The organism is Pseudomonas sp. IT-P171 (genome assembly GCF_949767765.1).
Taxonomy (GTDB): Bacteria; Pseudomonadota; Gammaproteobacteria; order Pseudomonadales; family Pseudomonadaceae; genus Aquipseudomonas; species Aquipseudomonas fluorescens_B.
The window spans coordinates 290,702-306,607 of record NZ_CATKQN010000033.1 but is presented as its reverse complement, the minus strand read 5'-3'; the positions used below and the strand labels follow the sequence as shown (position 1 = coordinate 306,607).

Annotated in this window: 18 protein-coding genes; 9 read left to right on the top strand and 9 right to left on the bottom strand. The window is 61.8% G+C overall.

What is annotated here, in order from left to right:
* The first annotated feature begins 130 nt into the window (after window positions 1-130).
* Window positions 131-1,069, top strand: coding sequence for a class I SAM-dependent methyltransferase (locus ACM6I5_RS18845; RefSeq protein WP_414884405.1), 939 nt, complete (start codon window positions 131-133; stop codon window positions 1,067-1,069).
* Window positions 1,070-1,092: 23 nt separating this feature from the next.
* Here ACM6I5_RS18845 and ACM6I5_RS18840 read toward each other — a convergent pair whose 3' ends face one another.
* Window positions 1,093-1,866 (bottom strand): helix-turn-helix transcriptional regulator, encoded by a 774-nt coding sequence (locus tag ACM6I5_RS18840; RefSeq protein ID WP_414884404.1) that lies wholly within the window; start codon window positions 1,864-1,866, stop codon window positions 1,093-1,095.
* Between the two features lie 111 nt (window positions 1,867-1,977).
* Between ACM6I5_RS18840 and ACM6I5_RS18835 the strand changes: the two genes are divergently transcribed.
* Both ACM6I5_RS18835 and ACM6I5_RS18830 read left to right on the top strand, forming a co-directional pair.
* Window positions 1,978-3,081, top strand: a complete 1,104-nt coding sequence (locus ACM6I5_RS18835; RefSeq protein WP_414884403.1) for a polyamine ABC transporter substrate-binding protein — start codon at window positions 1,978-1,980, stop codon at window positions 3,079-3,081.
* A gap of 73 nt (window positions 3,082-3,154) precedes the next feature.
* Window positions 3,155-4,273 carry a P1 family peptidase gene (locus ACM6I5_RS18830; RefSeq protein ID WP_017338425.1) on the top strand — a complete coding sequence of 373 codons (1,119 nt, stop codon included), beginning with the start codon at window positions 3,155-3,157 and terminating at the stop codon, window positions 4,271-4,273.
* Here ACM6I5_RS18830 and ACM6I5_RS18825 read toward each other — a convergent pair.
* Entirely contained in the window at window positions 4,230-4,877 is a 648-nt protein-coding gene (locus ACM6I5_RS18825; RefSeq protein ID WP_017338424.1) for an NAD(P)H-dependent oxidoreductase, read from the bottom strand. The two genes, ACM6I5_RS18830 and ACM6I5_RS18825, sit on opposite strands and share 44 nt — an antisense overlap.
* A gap of 86 nt (window positions 4,878-4,963) precedes the next feature.
* Here ACM6I5_RS18825 and ACM6I5_RS18820 point away from each other — a divergent pair, with 86 nt between their 5' ends.
* Complete coding sequence (locus ACM6I5_RS18820) at window positions 4,964-5,617, top strand: TetR/AcrR family transcriptional regulator (protein ID WP_017338423.1); 654 nt, start codon at window positions 4,964-4,966, stop codon at window positions 5,615-5,617.
* A gap of 440 nt (window positions 5,618-6,057) precedes the next feature.
* Here the strand turns inward: ACM6I5_RS18820 and ACM6I5_RS18815 are convergent, their stop codons facing one another.
* The gene (locus tag ACM6I5_RS18815; protein WP_017338422.1) at window positions 6,058-6,675 is read right to left on the bottom strand and encodes a TetR/AcrR family transcriptional regulator; all 618 of its coding nucleotides are present in this window, start codon (window positions 6,673-6,675) and stop codon (window positions 6,058-6,060) included.
* Window positions 6,676-6,830: 155 nt separating this feature from the next.
* Here ACM6I5_RS18815 and ACM6I5_RS18810 point away from each other — a divergent pair, with 155 nt between their 5' ends.
* Window positions 6,831-7,271 (top strand): hotdog fold domain-containing protein, encoded by a 441-nt coding sequence (locus ACM6I5_RS18810; protein WP_414884402.1) that lies wholly within the window; start codon window positions 6,831-6,833, stop codon window positions 7,269-7,271.
* 182 nt (window positions 7,272-7,453) lie between these two features.
* Here ACM6I5_RS18810 and ACM6I5_RS18805 read toward each other — a convergent pair whose 3' ends face one another.
* The 4 genes from ACM6I5_RS18805 to ACM6I5_RS18790 all read right to left on the bottom strand — a co-directional run bounded on the left by ACM6I5_RS18805 (window position 7,454) and on the right by ACM6I5_RS18790 (window position 9,924).
* A complete protein-coding gene (locus ACM6I5_RS18805; RefSeq protein ID WP_414884401.1) occupies window positions 7,454-8,137 on the bottom strand; it encodes a GNAT family N-acetyltransferase in 684 nt (227 codons plus the stop codon).
* A gap of 117 nt (window positions 8,138-8,254) precedes the next feature.
* On the bottom strand, window positions 8,255-8,824 hold the full coding sequence (locus tag ACM6I5_RS18800; RefSeq protein ID WP_414878379.1) for a YceI family protein: 570 nt from the start codon (window positions 8,822-8,824) through the stop codon (window positions 8,255-8,257).
* Between the two features lie 123 nt (window positions 8,825-8,947).
* Window positions 8,948-9,400, bottom strand: coding sequence for an Ohr family peroxiredoxin (locus ACM6I5_RS18795; RefSeq protein WP_414884400.1), 453 nt, complete (start codon window positions 9,398-9,400; stop codon window positions 8,948-8,950).
* Window positions 9,401-9,471: 71 nt separating this feature from the next.
* Window positions 9,472-9,924: an Ohr family peroxiredoxin gene (locus ACM6I5_RS18790; protein WP_017338417.1), complete on the bottom strand. Its 453-nt coding sequence runs from the start codon at window positions 9,922-9,924 to the stop codon at window positions 9,472-9,474.
* Window positions 9,925-10,223: 299 nt separating this feature from the next.
* Here ACM6I5_RS18790 and ACM6I5_RS18785 point away from each other — a divergent pair, with 299 nt between their 5' ends.
* From ACM6I5_RS18785 to phnE, 4 genes are read left to right on the top strand one after another with little or no spacing between them, the layout of a single operon-like run.
* Window positions 10,224-11,075 carry a putative selenate ABC transporter substrate-binding protein gene (locus ACM6I5_RS18785; RefSeq protein WP_017338416.1) on the top strand — a complete coding sequence of 284 codons (852 nt, stop codon included), beginning with the start codon at window positions 10,224-10,226 and terminating at the stop codon, window positions 11,073-11,075.
* Window positions 11,072-11,869, top strand: coding sequence for a phosphonate ABC transporter ATP-binding protein (locus ACM6I5_RS18780; RefSeq protein WP_414884399.1), 798 nt, complete (start codon window positions 11,072-11,074; stop codon window positions 11,867-11,869). The genes ACM6I5_RS18785 and ACM6I5_RS18780 overlap by 4 nt, the downstream gene beginning before the upstream one ends.
* On the top strand, window positions 11,863-12,690 hold the full coding sequence (locus ACM6I5_RS18775) for a PhnE/PtxC family ABC transporter permease (RefSeq protein ID WP_017338414.1): 828 nt from the start codon (window positions 11,863-11,865) through the stop codon (window positions 12,688-12,690). The genes ACM6I5_RS18780 and ACM6I5_RS18775 overlap by 7 nt, the downstream gene beginning before the upstream one ends.
* A complete protein-coding gene (phnE, locus tag ACM6I5_RS18770) occupies window positions 12,687-13,454 on the top strand; it encodes a phosphonate ABC transporter, permease protein PhnE (protein WP_414884398.1) in 768 nt (255 codons plus the stop codon). Before ACM6I5_RS18775 ends, phnE begins: the two co-directional genes overlap by 4 nt.
* Before the next feature lie 2 nt (window positions 13,455-13,456).
* Here the strand turns inward: phnE and ACM6I5_RS18765 are convergent, their stop codons facing one another.
* Entirely contained in the window at window positions 13,457-14,455 is a 999-nt protein-coding gene (locus ACM6I5_RS18765; protein ID WP_414884397.1) for a cytochrome d ubiquinol oxidase subunit II, read from the bottom strand.
* Window positions 14,455-15,831: a cytochrome ubiquinol oxidase subunit I gene (locus ACM6I5_RS18760; protein ID WP_414884396.1), complete on the bottom strand. Its 1,377-nt coding sequence runs from the start codon at window positions 15,829-15,831 to the stop codon at window positions 14,455-14,457. The genes ACM6I5_RS18765 and ACM6I5_RS18760 overlap by 1 nt, the downstream gene beginning before the upstream one ends.
* Window positions 15,832-15,906 lie beyond the last annotated feature (75 nt).

Here is a 15,906-nt window from a genome sequence, read left to right as displayed (position 1 = left end):
GGATACAAGCCAGCCCTGTATCTGGGAGTAGGACCTCCAAGCATAGAAACTCCCACATTGATTGCGTCATCCGCTCATTCGCTGCAATTGTGGTTAAAATGCCGCCCCCTCAAATCGCCGATCCGACCCGATGAACTCAGAAGCGCTGACCACCCTCCACGACCATCTGCTGACAGCCCTGGCAACGGCCCCCGCAGAAACCCGCCGGCTGTTCCACGGTCGCGGTCGCTGCTGGCCGGGTCTGGAGCAACTGACCGTCGACTGGCTGCAGGGCGTGGTGCTGGTGTCGCTGTTCAAAGAACCTGAAGCCGCGCAACTGGATGCGTTGAAACAGCGGCTGATGGCGATCACCCGGTCACCCGAGTGGACGCAGTCCGGTGCACATACCCTGGCGCTGCAGCATCGTTACCTGCTGCAAAGCACCACCGAATGGCTGGTCGGGGATGTGATCGAGGACATGACCATCACCGAGGGCGGCCTGCGCTATCGCGTGGACCTGGGCCGCAAGCAGAACACCGGTTTGTTCCTCGACATGCGCTACGGCCGCGATTGGGTGCGCGCCAATGCGCAGGGCAAGCGGGTGTTGAACCTGTTCGCCTACACCTGCGGTTTTTCGGTGGCGGCCATCGAGGGTGGCGCTGAACACGTGGTCAATCTGGACATGTCCAGCCCGGCCCTGAGCCGTGGCCGCGACAATCACCGGCTCAACGGGCACGACTTGAGCAAGGTGAGTTTTCTCGGCCACGACCTATTCAAGTCCTGGGGCAAGGTGATAGGCAAAGGTCCGTATGACCTGGTGATCATCGACCCGCCCTCCTTTCAGAAAGGCAGCTTTTTGCTGACCAAGGATTACCAGCGCGTGCTGCGGCGGTTGCCGGAATTGCTCAGCCCGCAAGGCACGGTGCTGGCCTGCATGAATGACCCGGCGTTTGGCGCGGACTTCCTTATCGAGGGCGTGATGCGTGAAGCGCCGAGCCTGCGGTTCGAGCGACGGCTGGAGAACCCGCCGGAGTTTCCGGATGCGGATGTCGAGTGTGGGTTGAAGGCGTTGGTGTTTACGCTCGGCTAACTAAAGATCTTTTGATGTTGATATCAACGCGGCCGCAATACCAACGCGAACAACTCGCCATGCCCGTTCACATTGAGCTTGTGATAGACGTTGCGCCGATGCACCTTCACCGTTTCCGGCGAAATCCCCAGTTGCTGGGCAATCGCCTTGCTGGAGAAGCCCTGAAGAATCAGGCGCGCCGTTTCGATTTCCCTCACCGTCAAGCGCGCATCAAAGCGATCCAGCAAAGTCGCCAGATCCCCGGCCACAGCCTCGGTGGCCGAGCCTTCCGGCGGCATCAATTGCAGGTGACGACGCATCGCGGCCAACACCCAGTCACGCACACAGAGCAGACGGCCCTGCTCTTCCAGGGTAAAGCACGTCGAGCGACCCAGTGACAGGCCGAGCACGGCACCTTCGGCGTTGATCATGAACTGCAACTCATCACTGCCCACCACCGAGCGGAAGTAGCTCAGGTAATACTCGCTCTGCTGAAACTGGTCGGGGGCTACCGAATCGAGGCTGTGCAAACCGTCAGCGATACCGGCGCAGGCCGCCTGATAAAACGGATCGAGCAGGTACATGCCGGCGCTGTAGCCGGCCAGTTCGTCAGGGTCGTCGCCGCTGCCCCTGGTGTCGAAATCAATCAGCAGGCGCGGCACTCGGCCAGGCGTCATCACCGCGACCAAGGCATTGTCCAGCGGCACCAGCAGTCGCAGCGTATCGAGCAGCGCACGCCAGAAACCGTCCTGCCCCAACGCGCCAAACACCCGCGCCAGGCCCTGGTGCACCGGCAACTCTTTCAGCAACGCATCCACGCTCTACCCCTTTCGAGTAACCCATGATGGGAATGGGTGAGTTCCCGGCCTGCCGATACGCTGCAAGCACCTGTTCATCACCGGCCTGCAGCAGGCCAGGAGTGCCGCATCATGAGTCGTCCCCGTCAACAGATCAATCTTGGGTTGAGCGCCTGTCTGTGCGTTTCGCTGGCGGCGGTGGCTGCCGAGGGCCCGACGGTTCACGTCTACAACTGGTATGACTACATCGGCCCCACGACCCTGCACGACTTCAAGCGCGACACCGGCATCTCACCGGTTTACGACACGTTCGACAGCGCCGAAGTGCTGGAAGGAAAACTGCTGACCAGCCGCAGCGGTTATGACGTGGTGGTGGCCAGTAACTTCAGCCTGCCGACCCTGATCAAGGCTGGCGCACTCGCGCCCCTGCCCCATGCACAGATGCCTGACTTCAAAAACATGGACGCTGGTCTGTTGGCGAAACTGGCCACCAACGATCCAGGCAATCAGTACGCCGTGCCGTACCTGTGGGGCACCAACGGCATCGGCTACAACGTCGACAAGGTTCGCGCCGCGCTGGGCGACAAGGCGCCGGTGGATTCCTGGGACCTGGTGTTCAACGAAGCCAACCTGGCCAAGCTCGGCCAGTGCGGCGTGGCCATGCTCGACTCGCCGTCCGAGATGCTGCCGGTCGCCCTGCACTACCTCGGTCTGCCGCCCAACAGCACCAACCCCGAGGACTACAAGAAGGCAGAAGCGCTGCTGCTGAAACTGCGTCCGCACATCGCCTACTTCAACTCGTCGAAGTTCATCAGCGACCTGGCCAACGGCAACATTTGCGTGGCGGTGGGCTGGTCGGGGGCGATGCTCGAAGCCAAGACCAACGCCGAGCAGGCCAACAACGGCGTGAAGATCGCCTACAGCCTGCCCAAGGAAGGCGCGCCGGTGTGGTTCGACACCCTCGTGTTGCTCAAGGATGCACCGCACCCGGAGCAAGGGCTGGCGTTCATCGATTACTTGATGCGCCCTGATGTGATTGCCCCGGTCAGTGACCACCTCAACTACCCCAACGGCAACCGCAGCGCCACGCCACTGGTGGCCGAAGCGACCCGCAACAATCCGGCGGTGTACCCGTCCGCGCAAGCCTTGGCCACGTTGTTCACCCTTCAGCCGCTGCCGCCGGCCACCGAGCGGGTGCGGACGCGGATCTGGAGCAAAGTCAAAAACGGTCAGTAATTGCGCCGCTCCCGCAGGGTCTGCGTCTAGCCCAGCCACTTTTTTCTGCCACGAATTGAAGATGAGAGAATCGATGAAACCACGTGCCCGCGACCTGAACCTCCAGTTCGGCCAACTGCAACCTGGCCCGCTCAATGCCATCACCGATGTACCCGGCGTGCGGGTCGGCCACAGCAATGTGCGGGGCCGCAGCGCGCATGGCCGCGACATCCTGACCGGGGTCACCGTGATCGAGCCGCGAGCCGGTTCCACGAGCCAGCACCCGTGCTTCGCCGGTGTCCATGTGCTCAACGGCAACGGCGATGCCACCGGTCTAGAGTGGATTCGCGAAGCGGGTCTGTTGACCAGCCCGGTCGCCTTCACCAACACCCACAGCCTGGGTGTGGTTCGTGATGCGTTGATTGTCCTGGACCGTGAACAGCAACCCGACGACGGACGACTTTACTGGAACATGCCGGTGGTGCTGGAAACCTTCGACGGTTTGCTCAATGACATCAATGGCTTTCACGTGAAGCCCGAACATGTGGCTGAAGCCCTGCGCACCGCAACGGGCGGGCCCGTGACCGAAGGCTCGGTCGGCGGTGGCAGCGGCATGATCTGTCACGAATTCAAGGGCGGCATCGGCACCGCTTCGCGACGTCTGAACAGTGCCCAGGGCGGCTGGACCGTTGGCGCCATCGTCCAGGCCAACCACGGCATCCGCAATGAATTGCGCGTCGACGGTTACCCGGTCGGGCGCTCCATGGAAAAAGCTGACTCGCCATTTCTCAAGGCCTCGTTGCCCCATCCGGGCATGGGCTCGATTGTCGTTTGCCTGGCCACCGATGCGCCGCTGTTGCCGCATCAATGCACCCGCCTCGCCCAGCGCGCCAGCCTCGGCCTGGCACGCACCGGCGGCGGTAACGAAGACCATAGCGGCGACATCTTCATCGCGTTCGCCACCGGCAACGACGTCCCACCCGCGGCTTATGAAAGCAAGAAGGCGCCGACTACAGACAACCTGCGCATGGTCAACAACGACCACATCAGCGAGTTGTTCCTGGCCGCCACCGAAGCCGTGGAAGAAGCGATCATCAACGCCCTGCTGGCCTCCGACACCGCCGAAGGCAATGGCCATGCGGTGCCGGGGCTGGACGCCGAAACGCTGCTCAAAGCCTTGCGTCGGGCAGGCTGGCCGGGCGAACAGGCGTAACGGGATCGACCTGTGCCGAAGCCGCAAGGAGGCGGCGACCCAAGGCGCTAGCGGCCTCCAGATGCACCGTCGGGTTCTGGCTTTCCGACTCGAGGAACAGCTCGGACGTCAGCACCCGAGCACCGCAGTAATCGAAAATGCCGTGGTCGATCTGCGTTCTCATCGCCTCAGTGAAACCGTGTCGATCAAACGTGCCCGCATCGGCACCGCCGACGCCGATGAGGTGAACCCGCAGGTGACCCAGTTTTTTCTCCAGGCTGTCCGCCGTGTAATCGAACGCCCAGCCGTTGGTGAACACTCGATCGATCCAGCCCTTGAGAATCGCCGGCATTGACCACCAGTAGACCGGATAGACCAGCACCAAATGGTCGGCACGGTCGATTCGTGCCTGTTCGGCGATCACATCCGCGGGCGGTGACGCTTCCCGGTGATGCACCGCAAAATCCGCGGCGCCGAACCTCGGTTCGAATCCTTGGGCGAACAGATCGGCAAATTCCACGGTGTTGGCGGGATCGCTGGCGGTCAGGCCTTCAGCGATCCGGGCCGCGAGGCTGTGGGTAAGCGAATCGGGATTGTGATGAGCGACAACGATGAGGGTATGCATGATGGAAACTCCTGGTTGAGAGCACAAGGCGGACCTTATATACTCTTGGTAAGTTACGATCAGTAAGTTACTTTTGGTACATAGCCATGTCAACCTCCAAAACAACCGCGCAAGATTCCACCCCGCAACCACGACGACGCCTGTCCCGGGAGGACCGCCTGCGCCAGTTGCTGGACGTCGCCTGGCAACTCGTTCGGGAAGAAGGCACCGACGCGCTGACGCTGGGGCGGCTCGCCGAACAGGCCGGGATCACCAAACCGGTGGTGTACGACCACTTCACGACGCGCCCCGGCTTGCTGGCGGCGCTCTACCAAGACTTTGATGCGCGCCAGACTGCCGTCATGGATACGGCACTGCAGAACAGCGAACCGACGCTGGTCGGCACCGCCAGGGTAATTGCCTCGTCGTACGTGGACTGTGTGTTGCTGCAGGGCAACGAAATCCCGGGCGTGATCGCCGCGTTGGCCAGTTCGCCGGAATTGGAGAAGATCAAGCGTGAGTACGAGGCGATCTTCCTGAACAAATGCCGATCCGCCCTCGCCCCCTTCGCGGGCACGGGTGAGATCACGGCAGCGGGTTTGCGGGCGATGCTCGGTGCGGCGGAAGCCTTGTCCCAGGCTGCCGCGACGGGTGAAATCAGCGCCGTACAGGCGCAGGACGAGCTATTCGAAACCATCGTCGCAATGGTTGAAAGAGGCGCGCGTGGCAGGGCTGGCACAGAGGCGACTAGCGGTACTTGAGTGCCGAACCTCATCTTCCTACGATGATTCTACGCAGCCGTTTGTTTGCTCAACTCAGCGGTTGCGTAGGTGGTGAGTGATCTGAACCCCTACCAAGCTCGCCGCTTGTTTCACGTGCATCTTGAGCCTCGAGGGCTCTACTTCCTCCCCATCAAAGAGCCTTGAGGCTCTTTTTCAAGTGCACGCATTCCAGACAGGAAAAAGCCCGGCTTCTGACCGCAATGTTGTTCACTTAAGAGTGTCTTGAATCAAAGGAAACTTGTGGTGAGGGAGCTTGCTCCCGCTTGAGTGCGTAGCACTCACAAAACTCGGCAATAGTTGTCAGATTTTTGGGGCCGCTACGCAGCCCAGCGCGAGCAAGCTCGCTCGCCACAAAGGTATGCACGATCCAAGCGCGCTTAAGTGAACAGCATTGGGCTTCTGACCGGGCTTTTTGCTGTTCAATCGCCGGAAACCGATCGCCACGCCGCGTGTGCAAGCGTGTCCCGGTACACCTTCGGACTGCCCTTTACCCGGCCCGACAGCCATGCCCTGCAATAGCTGTCTGCCTGGCCAATGATCAGCGACAGCAGCAATTCGGCCGGAGTGCCTTTCAACTCATCGCCTCTGGCCGAAGCCGACAGCCATTCCAGCAGTTGCTTGTTGCGCGCCTTGTTGCGGGTCGTCAGTTCGTCCTTGAAAGGCCCTTTGGTGACGGCAAATCGCGCGTGGTACTGGAAGCGCGCCCACTCGGGTTGGCTGTCGACCCAATCCACGTAACTGTGCACCAGCGCGTATACGCCTGCTTGCGTGGTTTTTGCGTCGCTCAAATAGCTGTCGCGCAACCTGGCCTGATCGTCCAGGGCGGTGAAAAACAGCGCGGCCACCAGACCTTCCTTGTTCCCGAAGTGGTGATAAATCGCGCCCACGCTGGTGTCGCATTCGGCACGGATCATTTCGATGGTCGTGGCCTCGATCCCCTGCTCGTTGAACAGTGTGAGGGCCTTTCGAAAAATATCGCGCTTGAGTTCAGCGCGTCTTCCGGGGTAGCAGCGCTCGAGTAAATCTGACGTTTCCATGTTTAACACAGACCCAAAAAACCAAGAGTGAAGGCACGTGATCGCCATCGAACAAGGTTGACAGATTTCCCGCTGACAGAATACTGTTCCGTCACAGAACATTATTCTGTTACGGAACAACATTCTGTTAATCCGATCATCAATGAGGTTTCAAAATGAGTCAGTTCCTCAGCCTGTTTAACAGCGTGGGCCCGCAAACCTTCAGCACAATGGCCTGCCAGGTGGCGCCCTACTTCAGCACCATCAACCCGCTGGTCACGGAGTTGCGCAAAGGCTCTGCGACGGTGCAGGTGCCGTTCGCCAAGGAAATCACCAACCACCTGGGCACCGTGCACGCCATCGCGATGTGCAATGCGGCTGAACTGGCGGCGGGGATGATGACCGACGTGTCGATTCCCGAAGGGGCACGCTGGATTCCAAAAGGCATGACAGTCGAGTACCTGGCGAAGGCAAAGACCGACGTCACGGCGGTGGCCGATGGGGGCGACGTCGACTGGACCACGGGAGGCGACAAGATCGTGCCGGTGGACATACTCGACGTTGAAGGCAGGAAGGTGTTCACGGCGCGGATCACCATGAACGTGAAGCTTTCTTAAACCCTGATTGGGTCTAATGTGGGAATGGGCTTTTTGTGGCGAGGGGATTTATCCCCGTCCGGCTGCGCAGCAGTCGTAAACCCTGTACATGCGGTTTAACAAGGAAATGCTGGGGCCGCTGCGCAGCCCAACGGGGATAAATCCCCTCGCCACAAAAGCTCGCTTGTACATTTAGAGCGCGGTTACTCGCCCAACCGCTCGCGGACAAACTCATTGGCCTTGTACGTCAGCTGGTCCAGATGCCGGTCACGCTGTTTCTCCGCATCGAGCATCGCGCGCTTGCCGTGTTTTTGCAGCAAGTAGGTATGAATCTGCCGCACCTCCAGCGAGCTGTAGATCGACGCCACATCCAGCAATCCCATCAAGCCGCCGGAACGATGATCGCGGGTGTTCATCAGCACCTGAGTACCGCGCACGCCCACCACCTGAAAGCCCATCGACTCAAACCACGGTACCTTGGCAACCGCGCAGGTCAGCTCGGCATGCGGGTAGCGACCGACCATTTCCCGCAGCATCTTGCGCGCCACGCCCTGGCGCCGATGACCGGCCTGGACCGCCATGTACGCCACGCCGCACGCCTCGGGATCATCCTGGAACGGCAAGTACAGCAAGAAACCGATAACCGTTTCCGGATCGTCCACGTCCGTGGCGACGATCAACTCCACTGCAACCCCTTTCGACCCGTTCAATGCCTCCAGATAGAGGTGCACTTCGTAGCCGATCGCGTATTGGTAGACGTTGTACAACAGGTTGCTCGGCGGGATGGCGACCATGCTGATCTCGGTCAGGTTGTCGACGACCATCTGCAGGATCTGGCTGGAGAGGTGCTCAGGGCACGGGGTCTTGAAGTGGGTGATCTGGGGCATTGAGGCTCTGGACTCTGGGAACGGACGGGCGTGCGTATCATAACGTGCTGGCGGGACCGAAGGGGGGAGCGGTGCTGGTTGTTCGAGCCTTGGCGCCGGCAAGCCGTGACGTGCACCCTACTGCTGCGGCGCAACCATGCGAAACCTGATGTTGATGTCGTCGGAAACCACCGTGTCCGCCCACTCGCCCTCACCTATGTTGAAGTCGCTGCGCTTGAGCGTCAGTTCGCCATCGAAGATGCCGATGGCGTTCTCGGCTTTCAGTTGCACGGGCACTTCCACCTCGCGGGTGATGCCCCTGAGCGTGAGTTGGCCGGTGATCGAATAGCGGTCGTTGCCCACTGATTTCACAGCAGTCGACTCAAACGTCGCTACCGGCGAGTTCGCGGTGTCGAACCAGGCGGGCTTTTTCAGTTCTTCGTTGGCGTCAATGCTGCCGGCATCGATGCTGTCGAGCTGGATGGTGAGCGCGGCATGGGCCGCTGAAGGGTTTGCGGTGTCGAAATCCAGCCTGCCTTCGAATTGGCTGAACGTTCCGTAAACCCGAGAGCTGAACTGGTTATAAGTGAAGGAAAGCGTGCTGGCGGTTGTATTGACTTGCGTGTATTCGGCGGCATCGGCGCCAGACAAGGCGCCAAAGGTGAGCGCAACAACCCATGCGGCGAAAGGTGGCAATCGAGGATTCATGGGACTCTCCGGGCAAGGCTCCCACTGATTTGATCAGGTTGTTGCACCGTTTCACCACCGTTTTTTTTGCAACGGCGTGAACTCGTCCGGCGCCCGCCCGTGGCGCCGTCGAGTCCTGTCGCATCACTCGGTGATGACGTTCAGTGCCACGTCGATGTTGCCGCGGGTGGCTTTCGAGTACGGGCAGATCTGGTCGGCCGTGTGCGCCAGCTTCGTTGCAATCTCGTTCGACAGGCCTGGCACACGCAAGGTCAATCGAGCCTGCAGGAAGTACGCCTGACCGGTCTGGCCCAGATCGACCTCGATGTCCACGGACGTCTCCGCCGGCAGTGCCACGTTCAGGTCCTTGGCCACCAGCCCGACCGCTGCGGTGTAGCAGGCGGACCAGGCGCCGGCGAACAGTTGCTCGGCAGTCGGGTGCGGCTGAGTGTTCGAAAACACATGTGCCGGTGTGGCGTTGCCGGGCGACGACAGCACGATGTCGAGGCTGCCGCTATGTCCGCGCGAGGTCTTGCCAGCGGCGCTGACGGTGGTGTGGGTTTTGCCGGTGGCCAGTACTTTATCGATCTTGCTCATGATGATTCCCTTAAGATTTGTATTCGTATGCGCTTTTATCGCACGCGATATATATGAGATAAAAAAAAGATTTAAACGGTGAGGACATTCAGCGCCACGTCGATGTTGCCGCGAGTCGCTTTCGAGTACGGGCAAATCTGGTCGGCGGTATGCGCCAGGGTCGTTGCAATGTCCTGCGACAGGCCAGGTACACGCAAAGTCAGCCGAGCCTGAAGGAAGTACTCCGCACCGCCCTGCCCCAGATCGACTTCGATGTCGACCGACAGATCCGCCGGCAGCACCACGTTCAAGTCGTTGGCCACCAGACCAACCGCGGCGGTGTAGCAAGCCGACCATGCACCGGCGAACAGTTGCTCGGCCGTCGGGTGCGGCTGGGTCGCGGCGAATACGTGGGCTGGCTTGGCAGTGCCCGGCGTCGACAGGGTGATGTCGAGGCTGCCGTTGTGACCGCGTGAGGTGTTGCCGGCAGCGCTGGCGGTGGTGTGGGTTTTGCCGGTGGCCAGGACTTTGTCGATCTTGCTCATGGGGTGAATCCTCTACGGTGCAATGGGGTTTGATTTCTTGTCGCGTTCGATTGTGTCGTGTGCGATGGATTAATATTCACTCAGGGACGCACCGGTGTCAATAGGTCGTAGCGCACATCGCTGACGAACGGTATTTATCGCCCCGGCTTCCCCCTGGCTTACATCCACGTCACACTTGCACCAAGGCCTGAAGCAATCGGCCCCGCTACGCTTCGTCTAACCTCACAAAGCGCCTTGCCGTCACCTGCGTGTGCCCGGCGCACCTCTATAGTGTTCCGTAAATGCACCGGAGAATTTCCATGTTCAAGCGTACCCTGGCATTGACTGCCGGCCTGGCCTTGTCTTTTTGCACCCTGCTCTCGCAGGCCGCCGACACCTTGAAGGTCAGCGCGATTCCCGATGAAGCGCCCACCGAACTGTTGCGTAAATTCAAGCCGCTGGGCGCCTACCTGGAACAGCAATTGGGCATGAAGGTCGAGTTCGTGCCCGTCAGCGATTACCCGGCCGTGGTCGAGGCGCTGGCCACCGACCGGATCGATATGGCCTGGCTGGGCGGCTTCACGTTCGTGCAGGCACGCCTGAAAACCGGCAATGCGATTCCGCTGGTACAGCGCGAACAGGATGCGCAGTTCACCAGCAAATTCATCACCGCCGACCCCGCCGTCAAATCCCTCGCCGACCTCAAGGGCAAGACCTTTGCCTTCGGCTCGGTGTCTTCCACGTCGGGCAGCCTCATGCCGCGCTACTTCATGCTCAAGGACGGCATCAAACCAGAAACCTACTTCAGCCGCGTCGGCTACTCCGGCGCCCATGACGCCACGGTCGCCTGGGTCCAGGCCGGCAAGGTCGACGCCGGGGTGTTGAACGCCAGCGTGTGGGAAAAACTGGTCGCGGCCGGCAAGGTCGACACCAACAAGGTCAAGGTGTTTGCCACCACCCCGGCCTACTTCGACTACAACTGGACGGTACGCGGGACCCTCGACCCGGCACTGGCGGCCAAGATCAAAGCCGCGTTCCTCGCACTCGACCCGGCGAATCCGAAGGACAAGGAAATTCTCGACTTGCAGGCCGCCAGCCGATTCATCGAAACCAGCCCGGACAACTACAAGGGCATCGAGGAAGCCGCACGCGCCGCCGAACTGCTCAAATGACGTTGCATCTGACCCAGGTCAGCCTTACCCACGCCAACGGCGTTCACGCGCTGCGTGGCGTGGACCTGCACATCGAGGCCCACGAACAGGTCGCCATTATCGGCCCGTCCGGTGCCGGCAAATCGAGCCTGCTCAACCTGCTGGCCACCGCCCTGCGACCGGGCGCCGGCGAGCTGCAAGTGCTCGGCGAGCGTGCCTGGCTGTTGTCGGCCGGTCAGCGTCAGCGCCTGCGCGCACGTATCGGCTTGATCCATCAAGCGCCGCCGTTGCCACCGCGCCAGCGTGTGATCACGGCGGTTCTGGCCGGCAAGCTGGGTCAATGGGGATTGGGCAAGAGCCTGCTGAATTTGCTCTATCCGCTGGACATTCCGGGCGCGCGAGCGGCCTTGGCCAGGCTGGACCTGAGCGACAAACTGTTCACGCGATGCCAGCAGTTGTCCGGCGGACAGTTGCAGCGCGTGGGCATTGCCCGGGTGTTGTACCAAGCGCCCGAGGTGTTGCTGGCCGATGAACCGGTCTCGGCCATGGACCCGGTGCTGGCCGAGCACACGCTGTCGGTGCTCTGCCGTCATGCCCGGGAGCAAAACGTCACACTGGTCGCCAGCCTGCACGCGGTGGAGCTGGCCCTGGCGCATTTTTCGCGGATCATTGGCCTGCGTGACGGGCAGATTCTGTTCGACCTGCCCGCCAGCGCCGTCGACCGTGAGCAGCTCGACGCGCTCTACGCCAACGAGCAACTGGAACGCTCGCCGGTGCCTCCCGCTCACTTGAGTGTGCAGATTCCCCGATGCTGACGTCCGACACCCGCGATCCGGCCACCCTGCCGCGCCTGCTGCTCAGCCTGCTGGCCATCGCCCTGCTGTGGCCGGGCATCCACTACAGCGAGCTGGACCTCGGTGTGCTGGTCGCAAGTGACAGCCAGAGTGAAATCGGCCGGTTCGTGTCCGCCTTCTGGCCCCCGGCCCATGACGCGGCGTTCATCGAGCTGTTGCTGCAAGCCACCCTGCAAACCCTGGCCATCGCCACGGCGGGCATGGCCCTGGCGTTGCTGTTGGCGATTCCCGCCAGCCTGCTGGCCAGTCGTGCGCTGTCGTTGTCGGCGGCGTCGCGTGCGGGGCGCCCGAGTTATGGGGGTCAACTGCTGCGCTGGCCGGTGCGCGGGCTGCTGATTTTCCTGCGCAGCGTGCCGGAAATCGTCTGGGCCCTGCTGTTCGTGCGGGCCGTCGGCCTCGGCCCGACCGCCGGGGTGCTGGCCATCGCCATTACCTACAGCGGCATGCTGGGCAAGGTCTACGCGGAAATTTTCGAATCGGTTGATCAACGTCCGGCCCATGCATTGCTGCAATCCGGCAGCGGTCGGCTGGCGGCGTTTTTCTACGGAATCCTGCCCAATGTCTCGGCAGAACTACTGTCGTACACGGTGTATCGCTGGGAATGCGCGATACGGGCCTCGGTGGTGATGGGTTTTGTCGGCGCCGGCGGGCTGGGTCAGCAGATGGACCTGTCGTTGCGCATGTTCGCCGGCGGAGAAGTGGCCAGTCTGCTGCTGACCTTTCTGGTTCTGGTGCTGCTCGCCGACCAACTCAGCCGCCTGCTGCGCTGGAGGCTGGCATGAATCGCCTGTTCAACCTGGCCCTGCTGCTCGGCATCGGCGCCGCCGTCATCGCCTCGTTCATCTACCTCGGCATCGACCTCAGCGAACTCGGCAGCACCGGCAACCTGAACCAGATGGGCGCTTATGCGCAGCGCTTTTTCAGCCCGGACCTGAGCCCCAATCACCTGCAAGCCATCGCCCATGGCGCCTTCGAAACCATCGCCATGTCCGCCCTCGGCACCCTGCTCGCGGCGGTGTTCGGCTTGCTGTTGGCATTGCCCGCGGCCGGACGTTTCGGCTGGCCGTTGCAGAGCGCATCGCGACTGCTGCTCAACGCGTTGCGCGCCGTGCCGGAACTGGTGTGGGCCGCGCTGATGGTGCTCGCCGCCGGCCTCGGCCCCAACGCCGGCACGCTGGCGTTGGCGCTGCACACCACCGGCGTGCTCGGCCGGCTGTTCGCCGAAGCGCTGGAAAACACCCCGTCGGAACCGGCCGATGCCATCCGGTTGCAGGGCGGCAACGCCGTGTGGGCCTTCTGTTACGGCACCCTGCCCAACCTGTTTCCGCAGCTGCTGGCCTACATCCTGTACCGCTGGGAAAACAACATCCGCATGGCCAGTGTGCTCGGCTTCGTCGGCGCCGGTGGTCTGGGGCAAATGCTCTATGTCAGCCTCAGCCTGTTTCAGGAAGCGCAAGCCAGCACAGTGATTCTGGCAATGCTGATCCTGGTCTTCGCCGTCGATACCTTGAGCAGCTGGAGTCGGCAACGCTGGGTCCAGGCCTGAGGTCAATCACGCACCGCACGCACCTTGCCGCTGAAGACGCGGAAGCCGTAGGTGTTGTAGATCAGCGTCACCGGTATCAGCACGGCAAAACCAATCAGCATGAATGTCTGACTGGTCGGACTGGACGCCGCCGCTTGCAGGGTCAGGTGCGGCGGAACGATCAGCGGATAAAGCGCCACGATCATCAAGGCAAACGCCAACACGAAAACGCCCAATGCCGCGAACAGTGGCAACGCATGAAGGCGACTTCGAAAGCCCAGCACAAAGCCGGTCAGCAGCGCGACGAGCAACGTCATCGCCGGCATCCACACCCGCCAATCGGCCAGCCGTTGCGCATAGCGAGTGTCCAGCGTCGCGGTCCAGGCCACCAACACGATCAACAACAGCATGGTGGCCCAGGCCAGCGCCTTCGCTTGAAAAGCCGAGCGCCGCTGGAGTTCGTCTTCAGTGCGCCAGTAAAGCCAACAAGCCCCCAACCACGTGTAGCCCACCACAAGCACGGCGCCACAAAACAGCGGAAACATATCCCGCCATTCCGAGCCGTCACCGCTGTACTGCCCGCCCTGTTCAGGTATGCCTTGAACCAGCGTGCCCAGCACCACCCCCTGAGTTGCACCGGCCAGCACTGACCCGCACATCAGCAAGCCATCGACCGCACGCTTGATGGCGGCATTGGGCGCGTAGTCGCGAAACTCCAACGCCACCACTCGCAGGATCAACGCCAAAAACATCAGGATAAACGGCAGATAAAGCGCCGGCAGCAGGATGGCGTATGCCAGCGGAAACAGCGCCAGCAGACCGCCACCCCCGAGCACCAGCCACGTTTCGTTGGCGTCCCAGATCGGCAGGATCGTCACCGCCATCGTGCGGCGTTGCCGGCTGCATCGCGTAACGCCCATCAGCACACCGACGCCAAGGTCCGTGCCATCGAGCAGCACATAGTTCATGACCGAGAACGCCAGGGCCGCCGCCGACAGCAGTGTGATCCAGTCAGTGTCCATCAGGGTTCACCCGTCTCGTCCGCCAACGTCGGCTGCGGCCCGGGCTCGTCCTTATGCGGAGGCTCACGCAGTAGGCGAAGCAGCACCCACAGCCCGATGCCGAAGATCAGCAGGTAAAACATCAGAATCAACCAGGTCGAGCCGACCACCTGCTGGCGAGACACCGACGACACACTGTCCGCCGTGCGCAGCAATCCATACACGGTAAAGGGTTGCCGTCCCACCTCGGTCACGACCCAGCCACTGAGCATCGCGAGCAAACCCGCCGGGGCCATCAGCACGCACACCCGCAGCATCCAGCGCGCTGCGTACAACCGGCCGCGCCAGCGCAACACCAGACTGACCAGCCCCTGCCCCAGCATCAACAGGCCCAGGCCGACCATCAAGCGAAACGCGAAAAACACCGCCGGCACCGGCGGGATGTCCTCAGCCGGGAACTCGTCCAGCGCGGCGATGGTGCCGTTCAGGTCGTGGGTCAGGTACAGCGAACCGATGCGCGGAATCGCCACCTCCCAATGATTGCGCCGCTGCGCCATGTCCGGAATCGCAAACAAGCGCAGCGGTTCGCCCGCGCCCTCCGGCGGTCGCGTCCACGAACCTTCGATGGCCGCCACCTTCTGTGGCTGCACCTTGAGGCTGTGCTGACCATGCAGGTCACCCACCACGATTTGCAGGGGCGTCAGCACGACAATCGTCCACAGCGCCATGGACAATTGCAGACGCGCGCGCGGGTTGTGCGGCGCCTTCAACAGTTGCCAGGCGCCGGCACCCGCCACCAGGGTCGCCGTGCCGAGCAACGCGGCCAGTGTCATGTGGGCCAGACGATAAGGAAACGACGGGTTGAAAATGATCGCCCACCAGTTCTCGGCCATGAAACGGCCATCGGCGCCAATGGCGTAACCGGCGGGTGTCTGCATCCAGGAATTGGCCGACAGGATCCAGAACGCGCTGATCAACGAGCCAATGGCCACCGCGCAGGTGGCGAAAAAATGCAGGCGAGGCCCGACCTTTTTCAGGCCGAACAGCATGATGCCGAGGAAGCCCGCCTCCAGAAAAAACGCCGCCAGCACTTCGTAGAACATCAACGGGCCGAGGATATCGCCGGCCTGAACCGAGAGCCGCGACCAGTTGAGCCCGAACTGATACTCCAGAATCAGCCCCGACGCCGTGCCCACCGCCACGTTGAGGGCAAATATTTTCAGCCAGTAACGGTAAACATCCAGATAGCGTTGTTGGCCACGCCACAGCCAAAGCGCTTCAAGCACCATCAGAAAATTGGCCAGGCCGATGGTAAGCGCGGCCAGCACAATATGGAAACTGATGGTGAGCGCGAACTGCACGCGTGCGGCCATCAGCGCCGACTCAGCCGCGTCCATGCGGGTCCTGATGCTCGCGTACATTGATGGAAATGCGGCAGTGGCTAGGCATGACGACTGTCCGAAGGTGGCCTT

Excerpts from the sequence above, each read along its gene's own strand:
- ACM6I5_RS18780 (WP_414884399.1), top strand. The coding sequence starts at position 11,072 with ATGACGTTGCATCTGACCCAGGTCAGCCTTACCCACGCCAACGGCGTT.
- ACM6I5_RS18820 (WP_017338423.1), top strand. The coding sequence starts at position 4,964 with ATGTCAACCTCCAAAACAACCGCGCAAGATTCCACCCCGCAACCACGA.
- ACM6I5_RS18775 (WP_017338414.1), top strand. The coding sequence starts at position 11,863 with ATGCTGACGTCCGACACCCGCGATCCGGCCACCCTGCCGCGCCTGCTG.
- ACM6I5_RS18845 (WP_414884405.1), top strand. The coding sequence starts at position 131 with ATGAACTCAGAAGCGCTGACCACCCTCCACGACCATCTGCTGACAGCC.
- ACM6I5_RS18815 (WP_017338422.1), bottom strand. The coding sequence starts at position 6,675 with ATGGAAACGTCAGATTTACTCGAGCGCTGCTACCCCGGAAGACGCGCT.
- ACM6I5_RS18765 (WP_414884397.1), bottom strand. The coding sequence starts at position 14,455 with ATGGACACTGACTGGATCACACTGCTGTCGGCGGCGGCCCTGGCGTTC.
- phnE (WP_414884398.1), top strand. The coding sequence starts at position 12,687 with ATGAATCGCCTGTTCAACCTGGCCCTGCTGCTCGGCATCGGCGCCGCC.
- ACM6I5_RS18810 (WP_414884402.1), top strand. The coding sequence starts at position 6,831 with ATGAGTCAGTTCCTCAGCCTGTTTAACAGCGTGGGCCCGCAAACCTTC.
- ACM6I5_RS18800 (WP_414878379.1), bottom strand. The coding sequence starts at position 8,824 with ATGAATCCTCGATTGCCACCTTTCGCCGCATGGGTTGTTGCGCTCACC.
- ACM6I5_RS18805 (WP_414884401.1), bottom strand. The coding sequence starts at position 8,137 with ATGCCCCAGATCACCCACTTCAAGACCCCGTGCCCTGAGCACCTCTCC.
- ACM6I5_RS18835 (WP_414884403.1), top strand. The coding sequence starts at position 1,978 with ATGAGTCGTCCCCGTCAACAGATCAATCTTGGGTTGAGCGCCTGTCTG.
- ACM6I5_RS18825 (WP_017338424.1), bottom strand. The coding sequence starts at position 4,877 with ATGCATACCCTCATCGTTGTCGCTCATCACAATCCCGATTCGCTTACC.
- ACM6I5_RS18790 (WP_017338417.1), bottom strand. The coding sequence starts at position 9,924 with ATGAGCAAGATCGACAAAGTCCTGGCCACCGGCAAAACCCACACCACC.
- ACM6I5_RS18830 (WP_017338425.1), top strand. The coding sequence starts at position 3,155 with ATGAAACCACGTGCCCGCGACCTGAACCTCCAGTTCGGCCAACTGCAA.
- ACM6I5_RS18785 (WP_017338416.1), top strand. The coding sequence starts at position 10,224 with ATGTTCAAGCGTACCCTGGCATTGACTGCCGGCCTGGCCTTGTCTTTT.
- ACM6I5_RS18760 (WP_414884396.1), bottom strand. The coding sequence starts at position 15,831 with ATGGACGCGGCTGAGTCGGCGCTGATGGCCGCACGCGTGCAGTTCGCG.
- ACM6I5_RS18795 (WP_414884400.1), bottom strand. The coding sequence starts at position 9,400 with ATGAGCAAGATCGATAAAGTACTGGCCACCGGCAAAACCCACACCACC.